The organism is Streptomyces sp. NPDC003027 (assembly GCF_053591435.1).
Map to the genome: position 1 here is coordinate 123,781 of NZ_JBSFTU010000012.1, position 25,836 is coordinate 149,616.

At 71.5% G+C, this 25,836-nt stretch carries 16 protein-coding genes, 1 tRNA gene and 1 rRNA gene; 3 read left to right on the forward strand and 15 right to left on the reverse strand.

The annotated features are described in order from the left end of the window. Nucleotides 1–85: 85 nt before the first annotated feature. From ACWDX6_RS12110 to ACWDX6_RS12120, 3 genes are read right to left on the reverse strand one after another with little or no spacing between them, the layout of a single operon-like run. Nucleotides 86–394: an AzlD domain-containing protein gene (locus ACWDX6_RS12110; protein ID WP_451484828.1), complete on the reverse strand. Its 309-nt coding sequence runs from the start codon at nucleotides 392–394 to the stop codon at nucleotides 86–88. Then, a complete protein-coding gene (locus ACWDX6_RS12115; protein WP_451484829.1) occupies nucleotides 391–1,149 on the reverse strand; it encodes an AzlC family ABC transporter permease in 759 nt (252 codons plus the stop codon). The genes ACWDX6_RS12110 and ACWDX6_RS12115 overlap by 4 nt, the downstream gene beginning before the upstream one ends. Before the next feature lie 10 nt (nucleotides 1,150–1,159). After that, nucleotides 1,160–2,014, reverse strand: coding sequence for an AraC family transcriptional regulator (locus tag ACWDX6_RS12120; RefSeq protein WP_451484830.1), 855 nt, complete (start codon nucleotides 2,012–2,014; stop codon nucleotides 1,160–1,162). Between the two features lie 103 nt (nucleotides 2,015–2,117). Here ACWDX6_RS12120 and ACWDX6_RS12125 point away from each other — a divergent pair, with 103 nt between their 5' ends. After that, entirely contained in the window at nucleotides 2,118–6,755 is a 4,638-nt protein-coding gene (locus ACWDX6_RS12125; protein ID WP_451484831.1) for an ATP-dependent helicase, read from the forward strand. A gap of 96 nt (nucleotides 6,756–6,851) precedes the next feature. Next, entirely contained in the window at nucleotides 6,852–7,679 is an 828-nt protein-coding gene (locus ACWDX6_RS12130) for an Fpg/Nei family DNA glycosylase (protein ID WP_451484832.1), read from the forward strand. 31 nt (nucleotides 7,680–7,710) lie between these two features. Here ACWDX6_RS12130 and ACWDX6_RS12135 read toward each other — a convergent pair whose 3' ends face one another. The 10 genes from ACWDX6_RS12135 to ACWDX6_RS12180 all read right to left on the reverse strand — a co-directional run bounded on the left by ACWDX6_RS12135 (nucleotide 7,711) and on the right by ACWDX6_RS12180 (nucleotide 22,629). Continuing rightward, complete coding sequence (locus ACWDX6_RS12135) at nucleotides 7,711–7,971, reverse strand: hypothetical protein (protein WP_451484833.1); 261 nt, start codon at nucleotides 7,969–7,971, stop codon at nucleotides 7,711–7,713. Nucleotides 7,972–8,181: 210 nt separating this feature from the next. Beyond that, nucleotides 8,182–8,652: a Dps family protein gene (locus ACWDX6_RS12140; RefSeq protein ID WP_451484834.1), complete on the reverse strand. Its 471-nt coding sequence runs from the start codon at nucleotides 8,650–8,652 to the stop codon at nucleotides 8,182–8,184. A gap of 167 nt (nucleotides 8,653–8,819) precedes the next feature. Beyond that, nucleotides 8,820–9,203, reverse strand: a complete 384-nt coding sequence (locus ACWDX6_RS12145; protein ID WP_041131554.1) for a helix-turn-helix domain-containing protein — start codon at nucleotides 9,201–9,203, stop codon at nucleotides 8,820–8,822. Between the two features lie 109 nt (nucleotides 9,204–9,312). Next, complete coding sequence (locus tag ACWDX6_RS12150; RefSeq protein WP_451484835.1) at nucleotides 9,313–9,834, reverse strand: CinA family protein; 522 nt, start codon at nucleotides 9,832–9,834, stop codon at nucleotides 9,313–9,315. After that, nucleotides 9,831–10,529 (reverse strand): CDP-diacylglycerol--glycerol-3-phosphate 3-phosphatidyltransferase, encoded by a 699-nt coding sequence (gene pgsA, locus ACWDX6_RS12155; RefSeq protein WP_451484836.1) that lies wholly within the window; start codon nucleotides 10,527–10,529, stop codon nucleotides 9,831–9,833. The genes ACWDX6_RS12150 and pgsA overlap by 4 nt, the downstream gene beginning before the upstream one ends. Continuing rightward, nucleotides 10,526–12,067 carry a 30S ribosomal protein S12 methylthiotransferase RimO gene (rimO, locus tag ACWDX6_RS12160; RefSeq protein ID WP_451484837.1) on the reverse strand — a complete coding sequence of 514 codons (1,542 nt, stop codon included), beginning with the start codon at nucleotides 12,065–12,067 and terminating at the stop codon, nucleotides 10,526–10,528. Before rimO ends, pgsA begins: the two co-directional genes overlap by 4 nt. A 109-nt stretch (nucleotides 12,068–12,176) precedes the next feature. After that, complete coding sequence (locus tag ACWDX6_RS12165) at nucleotides 12,177–13,001, reverse strand: helix-turn-helix domain-containing protein (RefSeq protein WP_451484838.1); 825 nt, start codon at nucleotides 12,999–13,001, stop codon at nucleotides 12,177–12,179. Between the two features lie 242 nt (nucleotides 13,002–13,243). Then, the gene (locus ACWDX6_RS12170; protein WP_451484839.1) at nucleotides 13,244–16,048 is read right to left on the reverse strand and encodes a DNA translocase FtsK; all 2,805 of its coding nucleotides are present in this window, start codon (nucleotides 16,046–16,048) and stop codon (nucleotides 13,244–13,246) included. 127 nt (nucleotides 16,049–16,175) lie between these two features. Continuing rightward, nucleotides 16,176–16,850, reverse strand: coding sequence for a response regulator (locus ACWDX6_RS12175; RefSeq protein ID WP_356895573.1), 675 nt, complete (start codon nucleotides 16,848–16,850; stop codon nucleotides 16,176–16,178). Between the two features lie 268 nt (nucleotides 16,851–17,118). Continuing rightward, complete coding sequence (locus tag ACWDX6_RS12180; RefSeq protein ID WP_451484840.1) at nucleotides 17,119–22,629, reverse strand: HAMP domain-containing protein; 5,511 nt, start codon at nucleotides 22,627–22,629, stop codon at nucleotides 17,119–17,121. Between the two features lie 268 nt (nucleotides 22,630–22,897). Between ACWDX6_RS12180 and ACWDX6_RS12185 the strand changes: the two genes are divergently transcribed. Then, entirely contained in the window at nucleotides 22,898–25,549 is a 2,652-nt protein-coding gene (locus tag ACWDX6_RS12185; RefSeq protein WP_451484841.1) for a SpoIIE family protein phosphatase, read from the forward strand. Between the two features lie 116 nt (nucleotides 25,550–25,665). Here ACWDX6_RS12185 and ACWDX6_RS12190 read toward each other — a convergent pair. Together ACWDX6_RS12190 and rrf are read right to left on the reverse strand one after the other, a co-directional pair. Next, a tRNA-Thr gene (locus ACWDX6_RS12190) sits at nucleotides 25,666–25,738 on the reverse strand. A gap of 5 nt (nucleotides 25,739–25,743) precedes the next feature. After that, nucleotides 25,744–25,836 (reverse strand): 5S ribosomal RNA (gene rrf / locus ACWDX6_RS12195); the annotation flags it as partial.

The following is a 25,836-nucleotide window of genomic DNA, read 5'->3' on the forward strand; positions in this document are numbered from 1 at the left end:
GGCAGACAGGCGCCGACCGGCGGGTGCGCCCAGCGGCCCGCGCGCCCAGCGGTGGGTGCGCGGGCCGGTCGGGACCCCGGGCTTCTCACCCGGCGACGGCCCGGACCCCGGCCGTGACCACCACGGCCGCGCCCACGACCACCAGGAAGGGCGCCCGCAGGAACAGGGCCACGGCCGCCGCGGCGACCCCCGCCGCGCGGGCGTCCAGGACGAGGGCGCCGTCGGCGCTGAAGGTCTGCTGGGCGGTGAGCGCCGCCAGCAGGGCCACGGGCAGCAGGGCCGCGAGGCGCTGGACGACCGGGCGCTCCAGGGCGCCCGCGGGAACCAGCAGCCCGATCAGCTTGACGAGGTAGCAGCCCACGGCCGTGAGCCCGATCGCGATCCAGACGTTCACCGGGCGTCCTCCTGACCGGTTCCGGCGTCGTCGCGCCGGTCCCCCGCGCGCGTTCGCCGGCCCCGAGCCCAGAGCACGGCGGGCGCGGCGAGCGCCGCCGCCAGGACCGGGACACCGGCCGGGAGGACGGGGAGCAGCCCGAGACCGAGCAGGACGGCGATCGCCGCGGTGGCCCGCTCGGTGGCGGTACGGAGCATCGGCGCGAGCAGCGCGAGGAAGACGGCCGGGCCCGCGGCGTCGAGACCCCAGGCCTCGGTGTCGCCGAGGGCCTCGGCGCCGAGCGCTCCGAGGAGAGTGGTCAGGTTCCACAGCACGTACAGCGTGAGCCCGGTGACGGTGAACCCGATCCGTACGGCACGCCGTGTGGGCTGCGCGAGCGCCACCGCCGTCGTCTCGTCGATCACCCACTGCGCGGCGAAGGGCCTGACCGCGCGCGGCAGGGCGAGCAGCTGCGAGAGCCGCAGTCCGTAGAAGGCGTTGCGGGTGCCGAGGAAGAAGGCGCCGGCGGCGGCCGTGAACGGGTTCCCGCCCGCCGCGAGCGCGCCGACCAGCGCGAACTGCGAGGCGCCGGTGAAGACGAGCAGGCTGAGCGCGCAGGTCTGGAGCAGGGTGAGGCCGGCTCCGGCCGAGGTCACGCCGAAGGCGAAGCCGGAGAGCCCGACGGCGATCCCGACGCCGAGGGCGTCGCGGACGACCGCCGAGTCCGTTTTCGAGGGTGTTTCCCCTGTGCGGGGAGGTGCTGTCTGTTCTGCCACGCGAGGGACGTTAGGTGGTCCGGCCACCGTCGGTCTTGTACGTTCTTGCGCCGCGGGAGCGCTGGTACGCCCCGGGCGGGACGCCGACACTCCGTGTGAAGTGCCGGTTGAGGTGGGGCTGGTCCGTGAAGCCGACGGCGACGGCCGCCTCCGCCGGTGTCGTCCCGGCGTCCAGGAGGCGCCGGGCCCGACGCACGCGCGCGTCGGTGAGCCAGGTGTGCGGCGGCATCCCGTAGGAGTCACGGAACGCGCGCAGCAGGGCGAAGGGGCTGGTGCCGAGTTCGGCGGCGAGCTTCTCCAGGGTCGGCGGGTCGGCCATGCGTTCCTCGAGCACGGCACGCGCGCGTGCCGCGTTGCGCGCGCCGGCCGAGCGGGGCGCGTGGGGCGTGATCCGGCCGCCGTGGCTGCGCAGCATCCTGGCGGTGACCAACCGCAGGAGGCTGTCGGCGGCGAGCGCGTTGCCCTCCTCGGCGGCCCGGTGGACGCCGATGACGAGCTGGGCGGCGTACGGGTCGTCCACGACGGGGGCGGTGAAGCCGACGGAGCCCCGCAGTGCCAGGGTGTCGGCGGCGATCGACCCGATGAGTTCGGCGTCGGGGTAGATCGTGCGGTACGTCCAGCCCTCGGGCACGCCCGCGTGCCCGGTGTGCGAGGTGTCCGGATTGACCAGGGCGATCTGCCCGGGGCCCGCGTGCACGAGTTCGTCGCGGTAGTGGAAGGCCTCGACGCCCTCGGTGATCGCGGCGAAGACGAAGGTCTCGTGGGTGTGCCGGGCGAAGGCCTTGCGGACGTAGTGCGCGTGCAGCAGGTCGACGCCGGGCAGCTCGGAGTAGCGCCAGTACCGTGCCCGCTCCCCTGTCGCCATGTCTCCATTCTGCATTCCGCGCCCCCGCCGTCGGCTACTCCGGGCCGCCGCTCGTTTCCCCAGGTCCGGGCGGTTGTCAGTGGTCGGGTGCACGATGGGTGGCATGGTCAGGTCTGCGCTCGACTCGTTCTCCCCCGCGACCCGCGGATGGTTCACCCGGGCCTTCAGCGCGCCCACAGCGGCGCAGGAGGGTGCCTGGGAGGCCATCGGCGCGGGTTCGGACGTGCTGGTCGTGGCGCCCACCGGCTCCGGCAAGACCCTGGCCGCCTTTCTCGCCTCCCTGGACCGGCTCGCCTCCACTCCCCCGCCCGCGGACGCCAGGAAGCGCTGCCGGGTGCTGTACGTGTCGCCGCTGAAGGCTCTCGCCGTCGACGTCGAGCGCAATCTGCGCTCGCCGCTGACCGGGATCCGGCAGGAGTCGGTGCGGCTGGGGTTGCCGGAGCCGGAGGTGAGGGTGGGTATCCGCTCCGGCGACACCCCGGCCGCCGAGCGGCGGGCGCTGGCCACCAAGCCGCCGGACATCCTGATCACCACTCCCGAGTCGCTGTTCCTGATGCTGACCTCCGCCACGCGCGAGGCGCTGTCCGGGATCGAGACGGTCATCCTGGACGAGGTCCACGCGGTGGCCGGGACCAAGCGCGGCGCCCATCTGGCGGTGTCCCTGGAGCGGCTCGACGAGCTGCTGCCGCGCCCGGCTCGTCGTATCGGTCTGTCGGCGACGGTCCGCCCGGTGGACGAGGTGGCCCGCTATCTCTCGCCGCAGCGCAAGGTGGAGATCGTCCAGCCCCCGTCGGGCAAGGAGTTCGACCTCTCCGTCGTCGTCCCGGTGGCGGACATGGGCGAGCTGGGCGGCTCCCCGGCCACCGAAGGGCAGGAAGGCGGCGACAAGCCGTCGATCTGGCCGCATGTGGAGGAGCGCATCGCCGATCTCGTCCAGGCCCACCGCTCGACGATCGTCTTCGCCAACTCACGCCGTCTCGCCGAGCGGCTGTGCAACCGGCTCAATGAGATCGCGTACGAACGCGCCACCGGCGAAGCGCTCCCGGAGGGGTCTCCGCCGGCCGAGATCATGGCCCAGTCCGGTGCGGCCCAGGGCGCTCCTCCGCTGCTCGCCCGGGCTCACCACGGCTCGGTCTCCAAGGAGCAGCGCGCACAGGTCGAGGAGGACCTGAAGGCGGGCCGGCTGCCCGCGGTGGTGGCCACCTCCAGTCTGGAACTGGGCATCGACATGGGCGCGGTGGACCTGGTCGTCCAGGTCGAGTCGCCGCCCTCCGTCGCCTCCGGCCTCCAGCGCGTCGGCCGCGCCGGGCACCAGGTCGGCGCGGTCTCCACGGGCGTGGTGTTCCCCAAGTACCGCGGCGACCTGGTCCAGGCGGCCGTGGTCACCGAAAGGATGCGGACCGGCTCCATCGAGTCGCTGCGGGTCCCCGCGAACCCCTTGGACGTGCTGGCCCAGCAGCTCGTCGCGATGGTCGCCCTGGACACCTGGCAGATGGACGACCTGCTGACCGTGGTCCGCCGGGCCGCCCCCTTCGCCTCGCTGCCCGAGTCGGCGTTCACGGCCGTCCTGGACATGCTGGCCGGCCGCTATCCCTCGGACGCGTTCGCCGAGCTGCGTCCGCGCGTGGTCTGGGACCGGGTGGCGGGGACGGTCACGGGCCGTCCGGGCGCGCAGCGGCTCGCCGTCACCTCGGGCGGCACGATCCCCGACCGGGGTCTGTTCGGGGTCTTCCTGGCGGGCGCCGACCCGAAGAAGGGCGGCGGCCGGGTCGGGGAGCTCGACGAGGAGATGGTGTACGAGTCCCGGGTGGGTGATGTCTTCACCCTGGGGACCACCTCCTGGCGGATCGAGGACATCACCCGGGACCGGGTTCTGGTCTCCCCCGCGCCCGGTGTGCCCGGCAGGCTGCCCTTCTGGAAGGGCGACCAGCTGGGCCGTCCGCTCGAACTGGGGCGCGCGGTGGGCGCGTTCCTGCGCGAGGTCGGTTCCCTCTCGCCGGAGGACGCCCGGCTGCGCCTGGTCGCCGCGGGCCTGGACGGCTGGGCCGCCGACAACGTCCTCGGCTATCTCGACGAGCAGCGCCAGGCCTGCGGCCATGTGCCGGACGACAGGACGATCCTGGTCGAGCGGTTCCGTGACGAGCTGGGCGACTGGCGGGTGGTCATCCACTCCCCGTTCGGGGCCCAGGTGCACGCGCCGTGGGCGCTCGCCCTCGGCGCCCGGCTCGCCGAGCGGTACGGCATGGACGCCCAGGTCATGCACGCCGACGACGGGATCGTGCTGCGGCTGCCCGACGCGGACCTGATGGGCCTGGACCTCCTCGACCACGACCCGGTGGACCCGGACCGGCACCTGGACACGACGTACGACGCCGACCAGGCCCCGATCGGGGCGGCCGACGCCCTCTTCGACAAGGGCGAGATCGGTCAGATCGTCACCGACCAGGTCGGCGGCTCGGCCCTGTTCGCCTCTCGCTTCCGCGAGTGCGCCGCGCGGGCGCTGCTGCTGCCCAAGCGCAATCCGGGCAAGCGCACCCCGCTCTGGCAGCAGCGCCAGCGCGCCGCTCAACTGCTCCAGGTGGCCAGCGAGTTCGGTTCCTTCCCCATCGTCCTCGAGGCCGTCCGAGAGTGCCTCCAGGACGTCTTCGACGTCCCCGGACTCACCGAGCTGATGGGCGACATCGAATCCCGCCGAGTGCGCCTCGTCGAGGTCACCACCCCCGAGCCGTCCCCGTTCGCCCGCTCCCTGCTCTTCGGTTACGTCGCCCAGTTCCTGTACGAGGGGGACTCACCGCTCGCCGAGCGGCGGGCCGCCGCCCTCTCACTGGACTCCCGGCTCCTCGCCGAACTGCTGGGCCAGGCCGAGCTGCGCGAACTGCTCGACGCGGACGTGCTGACCGAGCTCGAGCGCGAGCTCCAGTGGCTCACCGAGGACCGCCGGATCAAGGACGTGGAGGGCGTCGCCGACCTGCTGCGCGTACTCGGCCCGCTCACCGAGGCCGAGCTGGCCGCGCGGGGCGCCGATCCGGACTGGGCCCCGCAGCTGGCCCACGCGCGCCGGGCCATCCGCGTCCGGATCGCCGGCGCCGACCACTGGGCGGCGATCGAGGACGCCGGGCGGCTGCGGGACGCTCTGGGCACGGCCCTGCCGGTCGGTGTGCCCGAGGCGTTCACCGAGCCGGTCAAGGACCCGCTGGGGGACCTCCTCGCCCGGTACGCGCGCACCCACGGGCCGTTCACGTCCACTGCCGCCGCCGCCCGCTTCGGCCTCGGCGCGGCCGTCACCGACGGCACCCTGCAGCGGATGGCCGCCGCCGGCCGGGTCGTACAGGGCGAGTTCCACCCCTCCGGGATCGGCCAGGAGTGGTGCGACGCGGCCGTGCTGCGCCGTCTGCGCCGCCGCTCGCTCGCGGCCCTGCGCCATGAGCTGGAGCCCGTGCCCCCGGCCGCGCTCGCCACCTTCCTCCCCCAGTGGCAGCACCTGGGCGGCAGCAGCCTGCGCGGGATCGACGGCCTTGCCCGCGCCGTCGAGCAGTTGCAGGGCGCGCCCGTGCCGGCCTCGGCGCTGGAGAAGCTGATCCTGCCCTCCCGCGTCAGGGACTACTCCCCCGCCCTGCTCGACGAGCTGACCACGACCGGCGAGGTGGTCTGGGCCGGCGCCGGCGCCCTGCCCGGCAAGGACGGCTGGGTGTCCCTGTATCTCGCCGACGCGGCTCCCCTGCTGCTCCCGCCGCCGCACCCCCTGGAGACCACCGCGCTCCACGAGTCGGTGCTCACGGCCCTGTCCGGTGGCTACGGCCTGTTCTTCCGTCAGATCGCCGACCAGGTACGGGCCACCACGCACCCGGACGTGACCGACCCCCAACTGGCCGACGCCGTCTGGGACCTCACCTGGTCGGGGCGGCTCACCAACGACACCCTCGCCCCGCTGCGCTCCCTCCTCGGCTCCGGCCGCACCGCGGGCTCCACGGCCCACCGCGCCAAGCGCACGGTCCCCCGGGGGCGTTACGGCACGCTGACCGCGGCCGCCCGACCGGCGTCCCGGACCGGTCCGCCCACGGTCAGCGGCCGGTGGTCCCTGCTCCCGCCCGCCGAGCCGGAACCGACCCACCGCGCCCACGCCCTCGCCCGCACCCTCCTGGACCGGCACGGCGTGGTCACCCGGGGCGCGGTGGCCGCCGAAGGCGTCGAGGGCGGTTTCTCGGCGACGTACCGCATCCTGTCCGCCTTCGAGGACAGCGGGCAGGCGCGCCGCGGCTATGTGGTGGAGGGTCTCGGCGCGGCCCAGTTCGCCATGGACGGCGCGGTGGACCGGCTGCGGGCGGCGGCGACCGCACGTGACCGGGGCGCCGAGGCGGGTGCGGGGCCGCGCGCGGTGGTCCTGGCCGCCGCCGACCCCGCCAACGCGTACGGCGCCGCCCTGCCCTGGCCGGAGCCGCCGACGGGCGCCGGACACAAGCCCGGCCGCAAGGCCGGCGCGATGGTGGTTCTCGTCGACGGCGAGCTGACGCTCTACATGGAGCGCGGCGGGAAGACGCTCCTGTGCTGGCCCACGGACCCGGACGACCCGGCACTGAGAGCCGCGGCCGAGGCCCTGGCCGCCGCCGCCCTCGCGGGCTCGCTGGGCACGGTCACGGTGGAACGGGTCAACGGAGCCGCCGCCCTCACCTCCCCGCTGGCCCGCTCCCTGGAGACCGCCGGCTTCCACGCCACCCCCCGCGGCCTGCGCCTGCGCCCGTAGGGGGGTGACCGGCCCTGACGCGCGCGGGAGGGGCCGCTGGGGCCTGTCCGGCCGGCAGCTGCACCGATGCGTGATCGGATCCCGCATGATGGAGCCATGCCCGAAGGAGACACCGTCTGGCTGGCCGCCCGCCGACTGCACTCCGCGCTGGCCGGACGTGTCCTGACCCGGTCCGACCTGCGCGTGCCGCGGTTCGCCACCGCCGACCTCACCGGGCGCACGGTCTTCGACGTGACCCCGCGCGGGAAGCATCTGCTCACCCGGCTCGAGGGGGACCTCACCCTCCACTCCCATCTGAGGATGGACGGCTCGTGGCAGGTGTACGCCACCGGTGAGCGGTGGCGCGGCGGACCGGCCCACCAGATCCGGGCGATCCTCGGCAACGACGAGCACACCGCCGTCGGCTACCGCCTCCCCGTCCTCGAACTGATCCGCACCGCAGAAGAGCCGGATGTCGTGGGCCATCTCGGCCCGGACCTCCTCGGCCCTGGCTGGGACCCTGTCGAAGCCGTCCGCAGGCTCACCGCCGACCCCGCGCGCCCCCTCGGCCAGGCTCTGCTCGACCAGCGCAATCTCGCGGGCATCGGCAACGTCTACGCATGTGAGCTGGCCTTTCTCACCGCGGTCACGCCCTGGCTTCCGGTGGGCGAGCTCCCGCCCGGCGTACCCGAGCGGCTGGTCGCCACCGCCCACCGCCTCCTGGAGGCGAACAAGGACCGCCCCGTCCGCAGGACGACGCCCGCGCGCCGCCCGTCCGAGGGGCTCTACGTCTACGGCCGCCGCGGCCGCCCCTGTCTGCGCTGCGGCGCCCTCGTCCGGAAGGCGGAACTGGGCGACCGGGTCACCTACTGGTGCCCGGGCTGCCAGAAGGGCCCGTCCAGCCCCCCGGCCCCTCCAACCTCTTCAAGCCCCTCCTATGACTGACGAGCCGTCAATCAGGTTGCGTGCGGTCCCCTCACGACGGGTCAGATCCTCTACCCCAACGGCGGGGCGTCGAGAGGGTGGCCTTGGACCGGTCGCTCCTGGCGGGGGAAGCCGCCACATGCACCGGCAGCAGGCTGAGCCCCCACCCTCCGGCCGCGATCGTCGCCTCCGCCACGCCGGACTGTTCGGGGGTGAGCACCAGACGCAGCACCGCCCACCACCACAGCCCGCCGGCCATCAGCCCGCCGGCCACCCACGCGAGCCTCGGCAGCGGAACCCGTAGACGTACCATCGCCGCCTCCTCCGGTCGACGCTAGACCGGCCGTATCGCCCGGCGGGAGGGCGCACCGGAGCGATCCCCGGCGCACGGAAGACTCCGTGCACACCGAGGACCACGGGCAGCGGGCCACAGGCGCGGCGGCCCGTCCGCCGCACCCGTCACCACGGCTAGGGCCTTTCGTTTGGAACATGCCGGGCTCCGGCCTGAACCAAACGAAAGACCCTAGGCGCTCTCCGCCTGGAACATCCACGCGTGCTTCTCGAGGTCGGCCGTGAGTCCGATCAGGATGTCCTGGGTGACCGGGTCCGGCTCGTCCGTGACCTCGATCCGCTCCCGCATCCGCTCGATCACCGCGACCAGGGCGTCGACAAGGATCTTCACCGCCTGCGTGTCCTTGATCCAGCCCGTGGGGACCTCGCCGATCGCGCTGCCCGAGGCGACGGACGCGGCCCGGCCGTCCGGGTTGACGCCCACCGCGGAGGCCCGTTCGGCCACCACGTCGGAGTGCTGGCGGGCGGTGGTCACGACCTCGTCGAGCTGCAGATGGACCGAGCGGAACCTCGGCCCGACCACGTTCCAGTGGACCTGCTTGGCGACGAGGGCGAGGTCGACCAGGTCGACGAGAGCGCCCTGCAAGGCGTTGCCGACCGTCTTGAGGTCGGCTTCGGACAACGAGCTCTTCACGACGGACATACATGTCTCCAACCAGTCGTACGGTCGTTCCCCCACCATGGCACGCATGACCCGTATCGGGCATCTCAAACTCAACCGCGTGAACCCGCCCTATCACCGCGGGGAATGGCAAAAGCCCCGGTCGGTGCCCGTACGGGACACCAACCGGGGCTTCCGCCCACTTCGGTTCAGGCAGCGACGACGTCCACCGCTTCCGCGGGCGCCTTGATGGTCACCCGCTCGGTGGGCACACCTGCCACCGACGTCACCGACACCGAATTGAGCATCGGGCGTACCGGCGTAGGCACCGGTTCGCTCGCCGCCGCCGACTCGGCCAGTTCGGCCAGTGACAGCTCGTCGCTCACTTCACGCATGAGCTCGGACATCCGTACGTCCAGCGCGTCGCAGATCGCGGAGAGCAGCTCGGAGGAAGCCTCCTTCTGCCCCCGCTCCACCTCGGAGAGATAGCCGAGCGAAACTCGGGCGGACGAGGAGACTTCGCGCAGAGTACGGCCCTGGCGCTGGCGCTGCCGACGCAGCACGTCACCCAACAGGCGACGGAGCAGAATCATCGGTGGCTCCCTCCTCGGACCGCGTAGCCGCATCCTTCACGCCCCACCGTACCGCCTCGCGACGCGGCCGTGCGGGGAGCGATGTCGTGTTCTCTCAGGGCTGCAAACATCAATTCCCCCCGTTCTGTTCCGTATCCTGTGCCCGGCCATTTCCCGAGAGTTCGTTACCGAGCAGCTCCAGCACGCTCCGTACACTCTCTCTACGGATGTCCGCACGGTCGCCGTTCAACCGCAACGACGCCACTTTCCCGGCCCCGGTGTCCGATTCCGGTGGTCCCGCCACCGCCACGTACACCGTTCCGACGGGCTGTCCGTCCTGCGGTTCGGGGCCTGCGACACCGGTCGTGGCGATGCCCCAGTCGGCCCCCAGCCGTGTGCGTACACCCGCCGCCATCTGCAGCGCGACCTCGGGATCCACCGCACCGCGCTCCGCCAGTAGGGCTCCGTCGACGCCCAGGAGTTCCTCCTTCAGGGGCGTCGCGTAGGCCGTGACGGACCCGCGGAAGAACCGTGAGGCTCCAGGAGCCCCGGTGAGCTCAGCGGCCACCAGACCGCCCGTGAGGGACTCCGCGGCGGCCACCGTGTGACCACGCTCCGCGAGCAGCTCCAGCACCAGAGCGGCCTCCTTCATCGCGCCGACCCCGCCGTGTTGCCCGGGAGCGACGTACCACCGGCCTTCGCCGCCCGCTCCGCGGCCAGCCCGCGGCGCCGGAGCACGATCGCCTGCCGGACGTAGTCCAGGCCGGTGACGACCGTCAGCACCACGGCGACCGCCATCACCCAGAAGCGCAGGGTGGCGAGTGGACCGGTCAGCGCGAGCACGTACATCCCGACGGCCGTGCCCTGCGCCAGCGTCTTCATCTTCCCGCCGCGACTGGCCGGAATCACGCCGTGCCGGATCACCCAGAACCGCATCAGCGTGATGCCGAGCTCCCGGGCGAGGATCACCGCCGTCACCCACCACGGCAGGTCCCCCAGCCAGGACAGACAGATCAGCCCGGCCGCCATGATCGCCTTGTCGGCGATCGGGTCGGCGATCTTCCCGAAGTCCGTGACCAGGTTGTACGCCCGTGCCAGATGGCCGTCGAAGATGTCGGTGATCATGGCGACGGCGAAGGCGGCCCACGCCCAGGCGCGCCAGGCGGGGTCGTGTCCGCCGTCCTGGAGCAGCAGCACCACGAAGGCGGGGACGAGCACCAGCCGCATCATGGTGAGGAGGTTGGCGATGTTCCACAGGCTGGCCTGATCGACGGCCGCAGCGCCCAGCTTGCCGCCGGGCGCAGGCCTACCGGTCCCGCCCGTCGCGGATGCCGGGACTCCGGTCATCTGCCCGCCTCCTCGACTTCGGGGGTCCGGGGGTCGCTCCCCAGAAGATCGCAGAACTCGGCCACCAGGTCGACGCCTTCCGTTCCCACGACCTTCGCCCTGACCATACGGCCGGGGGCCAGGTCGTGGTGCGCGGCGGAGTCGGTGGTGATGATCACCTGTCCGTCCGTCTCGGGCGCCTGGTGTGCGGCGCGGCCGATCACGCCGCCGTCCTCCTCGACGGAGTCGACCGATTCGACGAGTACTTCCAGGGTCTCTCCGATCCGCTCCTCCGCACGCTGGGCGGTGAGCTCCTCGGCGAGGCGCGAGAGGTGGGCGAGCCGCTCGTCCACGACCTCCTGGTCGAGCTTGTGCTCGTACGTGGCGGCCTCGGTGCCGTCCTCGTCGGAGTAGCCGAAGACGCCGATGGCGTCCAGGCGGGCGTGGGTGATGAAGCGTTCCAGCTCGGCGAAGTCCGCCTCGGTCTCGCCGGGGAAGCCGACGATGAAGTTGGAGCGGGCGCCGGCGGTGGGGGCCTTGGAGCGGATGGTCTCCAGGAGCTCCAGGAAGCGGTCGGTGTCGCCGAAGCGGCGCATCGCCCGCAGCACGTCCGGGGCGCTGTGCTGGAAGGACAGGTCGAAGTACGGGGCGACCTTCTCGGTCGAGGTCAGGACGTCGATCAGGCCGGGGCGCATCTCGGCGGGCTGGAGGTAGCTGACGCGGACCCGCTCGATGCCGTCGACGGCGGCCAGCTCCGGCAGCAGGGTCTCCAGGAGGCGGATGTCGCCGAGGTCCTTGCCGTAGGAGGTGTTGTTCTCGGAGACCAGCATGACCTCCTTCACGCCCTGCTCGGCGAGCCAGCGGGTCTCTCCGAGCACGTCCGAGGGCCGGCGCGAGACGAAGGAGCCGCGGAAGGACGGGATGGCGCAGAACGAGCAGCGGCGGTCGCAGCCGGAGGCGAGCTTCACGGAGGCGACGGGGCTGGTGTCCAGGCGGCGGCGCAGGGGCGCGCGCGGCCCGGAGGCCGGGGCGAGGCCCTCGGGGAGGTCGGCCGGTACGTTCTCAGGGGCCTGGGGGGCCTCGGGCGCGCCGTGCCCGGGCAGGGCCACGCCCGCCGCGGCCTGCTGCCGCTCCACCGGGGACAGCGGCAGCAGCTTGCGCCGGTCACGCGGGGTGTGGGCCTCGACACTGCCGCCGCTGAGGATGGTCTGGAGGCGGTCGGAGATGTCTGCGTAGTCGTCGAAACCGAGCACGCCGTCGGCCTCGGGGAGGGCCTCGGCGAGCTCCTTGCCGTACCGCTCGGCCATGCAGCCGACCGCGACGACGGCCTGGGTCCTGCCGTGGTCCTTCAGGTCATTGGCTTCGAGGAGGGCGTCGACGGAGTCCTTCTTGGCGGCTTCGACGAATCCACAGGTGTTGACGACGGCGACGTCCGCGTCCGATGCGTCCTGGACGAGCTCCCAGCCGTCCGCTGCCAAGCGGCCTGCGAGCTCCTCCGAGTCCACCTCGTTACGGGCGCAGCCAAGAGTGACAAGGGCGACGGTACGGCGTTCGGGCATGGGCTCAAGACTACTTCGTCCCGGCCGTGCCCCCGTCGCGGAGGGTTCGCCTGCGCGACGGGGGCACGGTGGGGGCCGGCGGAGCGGGCCTGCGGGAGGACCGCGTGGATCAGCCGGCCTCGGGGTCGCCCTTGGTGTACGAGAGCCGCTCGACCTGGCCGGATTCGAACTTCTCCTCGATCTTCTTGCCGTTCACGTGGAGCTCGATCGGTCCGGCGTTGCCGAGGACCAGGTCGACGCGCTCGGCGTCCTGGAAGGTCTTCGACTCGCCCTTGAAGAGCAGGCCGTCGAAGAGGAGCTTGCCGTCGTGCGCCTTGGCGGAGATCCAGCTCTTGTCGTCGATCGCGGTCACCTTGACCGTGACCTTGTCCTTCGGGACCGCCGCGATGGCGCTCTCGGAGGGGACCGGCTTGGGGTCGGCCGGCTTGGTCGGCTTGGGCTTGCCGGTGGGCTTCTTCTCCGCCGCGGGGCCTTCGGCGACGGTGCCGGGCCCGCTGGGCGCCTGGGTGCCGTTGAACATCGTGAAGCCGGCGAAGCCGACGACGGCGACGATCGCCGCCACCATGGCGGCGGTCCAGTTGGGCCGGCGCGGTTCGGGACGGATGCGTTCCGCCTCGAAGAGCGGCGCGGCGGGGGTCGGCGCGGGCCGGCCGCCGTGCTCGGCGTCGTACTGCTCGACCAGGGGAACGGGATCGAGCCCGACGGCGCGTGCGAGCGTGCGGATGTGCCCGCGGGCGTAGACGTCGCCGCCGCAGCGCGTGAAGTCGTCCTCCTCGATCGCGTGCACGATCGGGATGCGGACGCGGGTGGACGCACTGACCTCGTCGACGGTGAGACCAGCGGCGATTCGGGCCTGCTGGAGAGCGCGACCGATCGAATCCCGGTCGTCTGCCGGGAAGTTCCGGTCGTCTTCGGGGGAGTTGCCGATGGACACGTGAGCGCCTTTCGAGCGTGTAGCCACCTGCTGGATGTTCAGTCTATGGGTGGTACGAAAGGGTGGGGCAACCGGGCGGACTCGTTTGTACGCCATGAGGCTGGGACATCGTCCTGTCCTTCCCTCCAACTTGACGTACGACCCGGGGAAACGGTTGCCCTGTGTTCCCTTACGAGTGAGTCTCGGCCAGGTCTCGTTTCCGCCCGGCCGGTTCGCAGGGCCGGCCGGGCGGCCGGACCCGGTCACACCTCGGACGACTCCCCGCGGATGACGGCCAGTACCCCGTCCAGCTCGTCCGGCTTGACGAGCACGTCCCGCGCCTTGGAGCCCTCGCTCGGCCCGACGATGTTCCGCGACTCCATCAGGTCCATCAGCCGTCCGGCCTTCGCGAAGCCGACGCGTAGCTTGCGCTGGAGCATCGACGTCGAACCGAACTGGGTCGAGACCACCAGCTCGGCGGCCTGGCACAGCAGGTCGAGGTCGTCGCCGATGTCCTCGTCGATCTCCTTCTTCTGCTTGGTGCCGACGGTGACGTCGTCCCGGAAGACCGGGGCCATCTGATCCTTGCAGTGCTGGACGACGGCCGCGACCTCGGCCTCGGTGACGAAGGCGCCCTGCATCCTGATGGGCTTGTTCGCCCCCATCGGCAGGTACAGACCGTCACCCTTTCCGATGAGCTTCTCCGCGCCCGGCTGGTCCAGGATGACCCGGCTGTCGGCGAGGGAGGAGGTGGCGAAGGCGAGCCGCGAGGGCACGTTCGCCTTGATCAGACCGGTGACGACGTCCACGGACGGACGCTGGGTGGCGAGCACCAGATGGATGCCGGCCGCACGGGCCAACTGGGTGATGCGGACGATGGCGTCCTCGACGTCCCGGGGCGCGACCATCATCAGGTCGGCCAGCTCGTCCACGATCACCAGCAGGTACGGATAGGGCTGGAGCTCGCGCTCGCTGCCCTCGGGCAGCTTCACCTTTCCCTGGCGGATGGCCTCGTTGAAGTCGTCGATGTGCCGGAAGCCGAACGCCGCGAGGTCGTCGTAGCGCAGGTCCATCTCGCGCACGACCCACTGCAGCGCCTCGGCGGCCCGCTTGGGGTTGGTGATGATCGGCGTGATCAGGTGCGGGATGCCCTCGTACGCGGTGAGCTCGACCCGCTTGGGGTCGACGAGGACCATCCGGACGTCCTCGGGGGTCGCTCTTATCATCACCGAGGTGATGAGGCAGTTGATGCACGACGACTTGCCGGAACCGGTGGCTCCGGCGACCAGGATGTGCGGCATCTTCGCCAGGTTCGACATCACATAGCCGCCCTCGACGTCCTTGCCGAGCGCCACCAGCATCGGATGGTCGTCGCCCGCCGCGTCCGCGAGCCGCAGCACGTCGCCGAGGTTGACCATCTCGCGGTCGCTGTTCGGGATCTCGATCCCGACCGCCGACTTGCCGGGGATCGGCGAGATGATCCGGACGTCCGGGCTGGCCACGGCGTAGGCGATGTTCTTGGTGAGCGCCGTGATCTTCTCGACCTTCACGGCGGGCCCGAGCTCGACCTCGTACCGTGTGACCGTCGGCCCGCGGGTGAAGCCGGTGACGGCCGCGTCGACCTTGAACTCGCTGAAGACGGTGGTGAGCGAGGCCACCACGGCGTCGTTGGCGGCGCTGCGTGTCTTGCCCGGCCCACCGCGCTGCAGCAGGTCCATGGACGGCAGCGCGTAGGTGATGTCCCCGGAGAGCCGCAGCTGCTCCGCGCGGGGCGGCATTTCGGTGGGTGCGGGCGCGGGCTTGGTCAGGTCCGGTACGGCTCCGGTACGGCGCCCGGCCTGGGCGCCGCGGGCGGTGGGCACCGGAGCGGCCGGAGGTACGGAGGGAGCCGCAGGGGCGTCCGCGCCGTCGCCGGCCACGGCTGCGGCCCGCTCGGCGGTGACGTCCCGGGTCAGGTCGGCGACCAGCGGGGACGGCGGCATGCCGTTGAGCACGGCCCCGTCGAGTGCGGCGGCCGCGGCCGCGGCGACGTCGACGGCGTCCATGGGCCGGTCGAAGTCCGGCTGCGTGGAGGAGCGGCGCGGACGCCTGCGGCGGGTGAGCGCCTCCTCCTCCACCCGGTCGGCGTCGTACGGCTCCTCGGCCCCGGGAGCCCTGCGCCGGGGGCGCGCCGGCGCGGCCTCGCGCCACGCTCCGTCGTACGTCGCGTCCTCGTCGACGAACTCGGGGTCGTACGCCGGCTCGACGATGCCGAGCCGGGCGCCGAGCGTGCGCAGTCGCTGCGGGATGGCGTTGACGGGTGTCGCGGTGACGACGAGCAGCCCGAAGACGGTGAGCAGGACGAGCATCGGTACGGCGAGCACCTCGCCCATCATGAAGACGAGCGGCTGGGAGGCGGCCCAGCCGATCAGCCCACCGGCGTCCTGCATGGCCTTGGTCCCGTCGCCTCGGCCGGGCGACCCGCAGGCGATGTGGACCTGCCCGAGCACGCCGATGACGAGCGCGGAGAGGCCGATGACGATACGGCCGTTGGCCTCCGGCCTCTCCGGATAGAGGATGAGCCGGATGCCGATGGCGCCGACCAGCAGCGGGACGAGCAGGTCGAGCCGGCCGAACGCGCCGGTGACCAGCATCTCGACGAGGTCGCCGACCGGGCCGCGCAGATGGGACCACGTCCCGGCGGCGACGATCAGCGCGAGGCCGAGGAGCAGCAGCGCCAGGCCGTCCTTGCGGTGGGCCGGGTCGAGTCCCTTGGCTCCGCGCCCTATCCCCCGGAACAACGCCCCGACGGCGTGGGCGAGCCCGAGCCAGAGTCCGCGGGCGAGCCGGTACACGCCCCCGGTCGGCGACGGGGCGGGCCGGGGCGCGGCCTTCTTCGCGGCGGTCTTCCTGGCGGGCGCCCGCTTGGCGGGTGCGGCCTTCCTGGCCGGCGCCTTCTTCGCGGGAGGCTTGGCCGACCCGGCGGCAGGCTTCTTGGTGGGCGCCGCTTTCTTCGCGACGCCGGTCGTACGGCCGGCGCGCGGCTTCGCGGTGCCCTGGGAACCCTTGCCGGACGTACGTGAGGCCATGATGCTGAGGTTACCGGTGTGAGCCGCCCGCGACACGTGCGCGTCCGGCCTCACCCGTTCGTGTCGCCCTTGTCGGGGCATGAAACTGACGCCCGTTCACGCGGGGCACCGCTGTGGTGACGGTGGGTCAGTTCTGTGCGGGCAGGGTGGGCGCGCCGCCCGTGCCCGGCTCCAGCGCGTCGAGGGCGCGCCGCAACCCGGTGAGCTTGCGCTCCAGATGGGCGGCGGTGGCGACGGCCGCGGCGTCGGCGGATTCGTCGTCGAGCTGCTTGGACAGCGCCTCCGCCTGCTCCTCGACCGCGGCGAGACGGGCCGAGAGCTCGGCGAGCAGCCCCGCGGACTCCTTGGCGTGACCGCCGTGGCCCCCGCCCTCCAGCTGGAGCCGGAGCAGCGCGGCCTGCTCACGCAGCTGGCAGTTCTTCATGTACAGCTCGACGAAGACCGAGACCTTGGCGCGCAGTACCCACGGGTCGAACGGCTTGGAGATGTAGTCGACGGCGCCGGCGGCATAGCCGCGGAAGGTGTGGTGGGGGCCGTGGTTGATGGCGGTGAGGAAGATGATCGGAATGTCACGGGTCCGCTCGCGCCGCTTGATGTGCGCGGCGGTCTCGAATCCATCCATTCCAGGCATCTGGACATCCAGCAGAATGACCGCGAAGTCGTCGGTCAGCAGCGCCTTGAGCGCTTCCTCCCCGGACGATGCCCGCACCAGTGTCTGATCGAGCGCGGAGAGAATGGCCTCCAGCGCCAGCAGATTCTCCGGCCGGTCATCGACCAGGAGGATCTTGGCCTTCTGCACCATGCCCCGTCCTCCTCGCCCCGGCATGGGCTCACCCCGGCTCATCGAGCCGGGGGAAGCACCGGGCGCCGCCCCAGAAGACGACTCCCTTGCGCCGTCCGTCCTTGTGCCGGTCATGGTAGCCGCACCCCGCCTGTCGCCACACCCTGTCACCACGATGTCACTGTGCACGTAGCGGAAACGTGGTGGGAGACCAGAAGGTTCCCCCGGTCATCTCCCTCTCACACGCCTGTGGCGACAGTCCGTCAGCGGATCGATACCTCCCCGTTGCCTACGCGGGGAGAATGCCGTCACTCCCCCGCATCCACTGCTCCATCACCGACAGCAGGTGATCGGGGTCGACCGGCTTGGTGACGTAGTCGGAGGCGCCCGACTCGATCGCCTTCTCCCGGTCGCCCTTCATCGCCTTCGCCGTCAGCGCGATGATCGGCAGGCCGGCGAACTGCGGCATCCGCCGGATCGCGGTCGTCGTCGCGTACCCGTCCATCTCCGGCATCATGATGTCCATCAGCACGACCGTCACGTCGTCGTGCTGCTCCAGGACTTCGATGCCCTCACGGCCGTTCTCCGCGTACAGCACCGCAAGGCCGTGCTGCTCCAGGACGCTGGTCAGCGCGAAGACGTTGCGGATGTCGTCGTCCACGATCAGCACCTTCTCACCGCTGAAGGAGAACGTGCGGCGCGGCGCGGTGTCCGCCCGGTCCTCGGCGGCCGCGGACTGGTCGGCGCCGGCGGACCGGCCGGGCCGGCCCGGCAGCGACGGCCGGTCGTCGACCCCCGCCTGGACCGCCCTGCGCCGGTGCCGGAACAGCGCCCCGGCCCCCGAGCGCAGATCGGCCGCCATGGACGTGGACGAGGGCGGGAAGTGCCCCTCCTGGCCGCCGGCGTCGTCCTCGTACCCCGGCTGCGGGTCCATCGCCCCGTCCTCGCCCTGCCCGTACCCGTTCGGGGACAGTTCGGGGTTCAGCGGCAGATACAGCGTGAACGTCGAACCGCGCCCCGGCTCGCTCACCGCGTAGATCTCACCGCCGAGCAGACGGGCGATCTCCCGGCTGATCGAGAGCCCCAGACCCGTACCGCCGTACTTGCGGCTGGTCGTCCCGTCCGCCTGCTTGAACGCCTCGAAGATGACCCGCATCTTCCCGGCCGCGATGCCGATGCCCGTGTCGGTCACCGAGAACGCGATCAGCTCGGCCTCCGGGTCGCGCAGCGTCCCGGCCTCCAGGAGCTGCTCGCGGATCGACTGCGGCACGTCCGTCCCGGCGGGCCGGATGACCAGCTCCACCGCGCCCGTGTCGGTGAACTTCACCGCGTTGGACAGCAGGTTGCGCAGCACCTGGAGCAGTCGCTGCTCGTCGGTGTGGAGTGTCGCGGGCAGTTCGGGCGAGACCCGGACCGCGAAGTCGAGCCCCTTCTCCGCCGTCAGCGGCCGGAACGTCGCCTCGACGTAGTCGACGAGCTGGACCAGCGCGATACGGGTCGGGGAGACGTCCATCTTGCCCGCCTCGACCTTGGACAGGTCGAGGATGTCGTTGATCAGCTGAAGCAGGTCCGAGCCGGCGCCGTGGATCGTCTCCGCGAACTCGACCTGCTTGGGCGAGAGGTTGGCGTCGGCGTTGTCGGCGAGCAGCTTGGCCAGGATCAGAAGCGAGTTGAGCGGGGTGCGCAGCTCGTGCGACATGTTCGCCAGGAACTCCGACTTGTACCGCATCGAGACGGCGAGCTGTTCGGCACGCTCCTCCAGAACCTGCCGGGCCTCCTCGATCTCGGTGTTCTTCACCTCGATGTCCCGGTTCTGCCGGGCGAGCAGCTCCGCCTTCTCCTCCAGTTCCGCGTTGGAGCCCTGCAACTCCTTCTGCCGGTGCTCCAGCTCGGCCGACCGCTCCCGCAGCTGCTCGGTCAGCTCCTGCGACTGCTTGAGCAGCACCTCGGTCTTGGTGTTCACGCTGATGGTGTTGACGGTCGTCGCGATCAGCTCGGCGAGCTGGTTGAGGAAGTCCCGCTGGATCTGGGTGAACGGCTGGAAGGAGGCCAGCTCGATGACGCCGAGGACCTTCCCCTCGAAGAGGACCGGAAGCACGATCACATGCGCCGGGGCGGCCTCGCCGAGCCCGGAGGAGATCTTCAGATAGCCCGGCGGGACGTTGACCTGGATCGTCCGCTTCTCCTCGGCCGCCGTCCCGATCAGAGTCTCCCCGGGACGGAAGGACGTCGGCATGGACCCGGCGGAGTAGCCGTAACTGCCGCGCATCCGCAGCTCGTACGAGCCCTCGCTCTCGCCGCCGATCTCGGCGCCGCCGTTCGCGGACCCGGTGGGCACCGCGACGAAGAACGCGCCGTGCTGGGCCGAGACGACCGGCGTCAGCTCGCTCATGATGAGCGAGGCCACGTCGTCCAGGTCGCGCCGGCCCTGCATGAGACCGGAGATCCGCGCGAGGTTGCCCTTGAGCCAGTCCTGCTCCTCGTTGGCGAGGGTGGTGTCGCGCAGGTTGGCGATCATGGTGTTGATGTTGTCCTGGAGGGCCTGGATCTCGCCCGCCGCGTCCACGCCGTCGATCTTGAGGTTGAGGTCGCCCCGCGTCACCGCGGTCGCGACGGCCGCGATGGCGCGCACCTGCCGGGTCAGGTTCCCGGCCATCTCGTTCACCGACTCGGTGAGGTCACGCCAGGTGCCGTCGACGTCCCGGACCCGCGCCTGGCCGCCGAGGATGCCCTCCGTACCGACCTCGCGGGCCACGCGGGTGACCTCCTCGGCGAACGAGGACAGCTGGTCGACCATCGTGTTGATGGTGTTCTTCAACTCCTGGATCTCACCGCGCGCGTCGATGTCGATCTTCTTGGTGAGATCTCCCTTGGCGATCGCGGTCGTGACCGCCGCGATCTGGCGCACCTGACCCGTCAGGTTGGACGCCATCGAGTTCACCGACTCGGTCAGGTCCTTCCACGTGCCGGAGACGCCCGGAACCCGTGCCTGACCGCCCAGTTCGCCTTCCGTACCCACCTCGCGGGCGACTCGCGTCACCTCGTCCGCGAACGAGGACAGCGTCGTCACCATCGTGTTGACGGTGTCGGCGAGTTCGGCGACCTCGCCGCGCGCCTCCACCGTCACCTTCTTCGTCAGGTCGCCGTTGGCGACCGCGGACGAGACCCGGGAGATGTTCCGCACCTGACTCGTCAGGTTGTTGGCCATCAGGTTGACGTTGTCGCTCAGGTCCTTCCAGATGCCCGTGACCCCGCGCACCCGCGCCTGGCCGCCGAGGATGCCCTCCGTACCGACCTCGCGGGCGACTCGCGTCACCTCGTCCGCGAAGTTGGAGAGCTGGTCGACCATCGTGTTGACGGTCGTCACCAGCTCCAGGATCTCGCCCTTGGCGTCGACGGTGATCTTCTTCGACAGATCGCCCTTGGCCACCGCGGTGGTGACCTCGGCGATGTTACGGACCTGGGACGTCAGGTTGTTCGCCATGAAGTTCACCGACTGGGTGAGGTCCTTCCAGGTGCCGGAGACCCCCTGCACCTCGGCCTGACCGCCCAGAATGCCCTCCGTACCCACCTCACGGGCCACCCGGGTCACCTGCTCCGCGAAGCTGGAGAGCTGGTCCACCATCGTGTTGAGGGTGTTCTTCAGCTCCAGGATCTCCCCGCGCGCGTCCACGTCGATCTTCTGCGACAGGTCACCGCGCGCCACGGCGGTGGCGACCTGCGCGATGTTGCGGACCTGGGCGGTGAGGTTCCCGGCCATGCCGTTCACCGAGTCGGTCAGATCGCGCCACACACCGGCGACGCCCGGCACCTGGGCCTGACCGCCGAGCCGCCCGTCCGTGCCCACCTCGCGGGCCACCCGGGTCACCTGCTCGGCGAAGGCGGACAGCTGGTCCACCATCGTGTTGATGGTGTTCTTCAGCTCCAGGATCTCCCCGCGCGCGTCCACGTCGATCTTCTGCGACAGGTCACCGCGCGCCACGGCCGTCGTGACCTGGGCGATCTGCCGCACCTGGGACGTCAGGTTGCCGGCCATGAAGTTGACGGAGTCGGTGAGCTCCTTCCACGTACCGGAGACACCGTCGACACGGGCCTGACCGCCGAGGCGGCCCTCCGTGCCCACGTCCCTGGCCATCCGCGTCACCTGGTCGGCGAAGGACGACAGCTGCGACACCATCGTGTTGACGGTGTTCTTCAGCTCCAGCATCTCGCCGGCCACGTCCACCGTGACCTTCTGCGACAGATCGCCGTTGGCGACCGCCGTCGTCACCTGCGCGATGTCCCGCACCTGACCCGTCAGGTTGCGGAACGCGGTGTTCACCGAGTCCGTGAGGTCCTTCCAGGTGCCGGCCGCGCCGGGCACCTGCGCCTGACCGCCGAGCAGACCCTCCACGCCGACCTCACGCGCGACCCGGGTCACCTCGGAACCGAAGGCGGACAGCTGGTCCACCATCGTGTTGACGGTGTTCTTCAGCTCCAGCATCTCGCCGGCCACGTCCACCGTGACCTTCTGCGACAGATCACCGTTGGCGACCGCCGTCGTCACCTGCGCGATGTCCCGCACCTGCGTGGTGATGTTCCGGAAGACCGTGTTGACCGAATCGGTCAGGTCCTTCCACGTACCGGCCGCGCCGGGCACCTGCGCCTGGCCACCGAGCAGACCCTGCGCGCCGACCTCCCCGGAGACCCGGGTCACCTCGTCGGCGAAGGTGCGCAGCGTCTCGGTCATCTGGTTGATGGTGTCCGCGAGCTGCGCGACCTCGCCGCGCGCGCTCACGGTGACCTTCTGCGAGAGGTCGCCATTGGCGACCGCGGTGGTCACCTCCGCGATCCCTCTCACCTGTGAGGTGAGGTTTCCCGCCATCGTGTTGACGGAGTCCGTGAGGTCCTTCCACACACCCGCGACCCCGGCGACCTCCGCCTGCCCGCCCAGCTCGCCCTCGGTACCCACCTCACGCGCGACCCGGGTCACCTCGGAGGAGAACGAGGACAGCTGGTCCACCATCGTGTTGACGGTGTTCTTGAGCTCCAGCATCTCGCCGGCCACGTGCGCCGTGACCTTCCGCGACAGATCGCCCTTGGCGACCGCCGTCGTCACGAGAGCAATGTCACGTACCTGAGCCGTCAGCCGGTACGCCATGGTGTTGACCGAATCCGTGAGATCCTTCCACGAACCGGACATACCGCGCACCTGGGCCTGACCGCCCAGCTTCCCCTCGGTGCCGACCTCCAGCGCGACCCGCGTCACCTCGTCCGTGAACGCCGACAACTGGTCGACCAGGTTGTTCACGGTCCGCGCGACCTTCAGGAACTCCCCCCGCAGCGGCCGCGCCGCCCCGTCGGGACCGTCCGAACGCAAGTCCATACGCTGGTCGAGATCGCCCTCGGCGACCGCCGACAGCACCCGTCCCACCTCGGAGACCGGCCGCGTCATATCGTCGACCAACGCGTTCGCGGCCTCGATCGCCGCCGCCCAGGCACCCTCGCTGGCGCCTGCCTCGAGCCGCTCGGACAGCTTGCCCTCACGCCCCACCATGCGGCGGACCCGGGACAACTCGCCGGTCAGATGCATCTGCCGGTCGGCGACCTCGTTGAACACGGCGCAGATCTCCGCCATGACCCCGTCGCCGGACACCGTCAGCCGCTTGCGGAAATTCCCGTCCCGCATCGAGACCAGGGCGGCGAGCAGCCGCTCCATGGCCGCCGCGTCCACCTGCACCGTCCCACCGCTCCGGGACCGTCCGCCCTTCGCCCGCGTGCCGCTGCCGCTGCCGCGCCGCGCCGCCGTGCCAGACTCCACCGTGTCCCTCCCGAAGGGGTTGACCGTACTGCTCGGGCTGTCACCACAAGCCTGCCCAGTGTTTCACCGCAGCCGAACAAGGCCATAACAGTTCGGCAGCTTCGCATAACGTCCCCGTCCCCGGGGGACGGAAACAGCGGTGACCGGCATCCGCCCGGACAGTGAAGGTAAGTAACCTGGCATCCGGCTGTCCAACCGCCCCGGTCCGCCCGGCGGGGGCGGGGCGGCGCGACGAAGAGCACCGGGCAGCGGGAGGGGCATACCGACCATGGCAGAGCCGGGCGTCGAGACGCGTACGAGGAGTTCTGTGATCACCGCGCGAGCGGCTGCCACTTTCGACCCTGTCGGGCGGTCCGTCGCGACCGCCCGCGCCTTCGTCCGCGACACCCTCCACGGCTGGGGTTACGCCGATGTCGTCGACGACGCCGTCGTCCTCACCAGCGAACTCGTCACCAACGCCGTCATCCACGCCGGCACCGCCGCCGACGTCCTCTGTCTGCGCAGTGAGCACGGCGTCCGCGTCGAGGTCGCCGACCGCTACCCCGAACGTGAGATTCCGCTCCAGGGCGGGCGCACGCTCGCCCACCCGGACCGGGAGAACGGCCGAGGGCTGCTCCTGTGCGCGGCCCTCGCCACCCGCTGGGGCGTCGAGTACACCCCGACGCGGAAACACGTCTGGTTCCAGCTCGATCTCCCCGAGCGACCGGTCGGCACCCGCTCCGCGGGCCCGGTCCTCCCCGACGCCCTGCTGCCCGTGGCCGAGAGCCGGGTGCGCGTCGCGGTCGCCCAGATCGACCGCGGCGGCGCCATCACCGCCTGGAACGAGGACGCCGAGGAGCTCTTCGGGTACGCCGCCGAGAAGGTCACCGGTAAGCCGCTCGGCGATCTCGCCGCCTGGCCGCACACCCCCGGCATCGGCACGGGACTCGTCGAGGCGCTCCAACTCTCGCGCTGGGAGGGCAGCTACGGCATCCGCTGCGCCGACGGCCGTGTCATCCCCGTCTACGCCTCCCACCTCCGGGTCCGCGACGCCGAGGGCGAACCGTCCACGGTCTGTCTCCTGGTGCGGGAGTACGAGCGGGCGGTCCTCCAGACCCCGCAGCGCCCCCCGGTCTCCGACTCCGGCGCCGACAACCGCTCCGCGGACCCCTTCGAGGTCTTCATCGGCTCCCCGGCCCCCGACGACCTCGACGGCCTGCTCCAGCGCACGGTGGAACGCGCCCGCGACATGCTCGACGGCGACTCCGCCTTCCTGCTGCTCGCCACGGACGACGAGACCGAACTGGAGGTCCGGGCCACGACCGGTCTCCCCTCGGCCCGCCAGCGCTTCGCCAGGGTCCCTGTGGAGACCGGCGCCAGCCGCTACGGCTCCGCCCGGATGCCGGCCGTCCACGAGGACCTGGCCGCCGTCCCCGGCGCCGTCCCGCTCCTCGAAGGCACCGGCATGCGCTCGGTCGTCACGGTCCCCCTCAAGGTCGAGGGCCGCCTGACCGGTTCCCTCGGCGTGGCCGCCGAGAGCGCGAACCGCTACTCCAACGAAGAGGCCCTGCGCCTGCAGTTCGCCGCCGACCGTATCGCCCTCGCCGTGGAATCGGCCCGCCTCGGCGAGCTGGAACGCCTCCGCCGCGGCTCCCTCAGCTTCCTCGTGGAGGCGTCCGATCTGCTGGCCGGCACCCTGGACCGGGACCAGACCCTGGCGCTCATGGCCCAGATGACCGTTCCGACGCTGGCCACCTGGTGCGCCGTCTACACGATCGCCGACCAGGCGTCGGATCCGTACCTCTCCTACGTCCTTCACGAGGACGAGGACCGCATCGACGGTCTGAAGGCCCTGTTGTCCTCCATCGCCCCACCGGACCCGGTGCCGACGCCCGGCGCGCGCGTCTGGGCCGCCCCGGCCGAGGCGGCCCACCGGGCCGCGCTCTCCACGTCGATGCGTGAACTGGGCGGTGTGGCCGGGCCGTTGTCGGCCGGCATCGACTCCACGCTCGCCACGGCCGCGGTGGTCGGCGGCGAGACCGTCGTGCTGCCGTTGGTGGCCCGCAACCGTGTCATCGGCATGCTGACGCTCGGCAAGCCCTCGGACGACCATTTCCGTCAGGAGATCCTGGAGCTGGCGGAGGACCTCTCCCGCCGGGCGGCGCTCGCCCTGGACAACGCGCGTCTCTACAGCGAGCGCATGGCGATCAGCCAGTCCCTCCAGCGCAGTCTGCTGCCGCCGGGTCTGCCGGACATCCCGGGTGTCGAGGTGGACGTCATCTACCGCGCGGCCGGCGAGGGCAACGAGGTGGGCGGCGACTTCTACGACCTGTTCCCGATCCGCGACAACGCCTACGGCTTCGCCATCGGCGACGTCTGCGGTACGGGCCCGGAGGCCGCGGCGGTGACGGGCCTGGCCCGGCACGCCCTGCGTCTGCTGGCCCGCGAGGGTTTCGGCGGCCCGGCGGTCCTGGAGCGCCTCAACGCCGCCATCCTCGACGAGGGCGCGCGCAGCCGCTTCCTCACTCTCCTCTACGGCGAGCTCCGGCCGCAGGAGGACGGCTCGGCCCATCTGAAGGTGGTCTGCGCCGGCCACCCTCTGCCGTTGCGCCTGCGCCAGGACGGCACGGTCGTCCCGGCTGCCGACCCGCAGCCGCTGCTGGGCGTCCTGGAGGACCTGGAGCTGTACGAGCAGACCATCACGCTGGATCCGGGAGATGTCCTGCTGTGCGTGACGGACGGCGTCACGGAACGCCGCGAGGGCACGCGGATGCTGGGCGACGACGGCCTGGCGGAGGTCCTGAAGACCTGCACGGGCCTGACGGCCGGCGCGGTGTCCGCCCGCATTCTCCGCGCGGTCGAACGCTTCGCCCAGGAGCCCGCCTCCGACGACATGGCCATCCTGGCGATGCGTATCCCGGAGCCCTTCACCCAGGACTGAACGGCACGTCGTGGGGGGCCTCCTGACTGGGTCCCCCACCAGAGGCGGCAGGTACGCCCCGGCTTTCCCCGGGAACGCAAAAAGGCCCCCGCCATAAGGCGGGGGCCTTTTCTCTGAGCCCTTTAACGGAATCGAACCGTTGACCTTCTCCTTACCATGGAGACGCTCTACCGACTGAGCTAAAAGGGCGGGTTGTTCGGCGGCGTCCTACTCTCCCACAGGGTCCCCCCTGCAGTACCATCGGCGCTGAAAGGCTTAGCTTCCGGGTTCGGAATGTAACCGGGCGT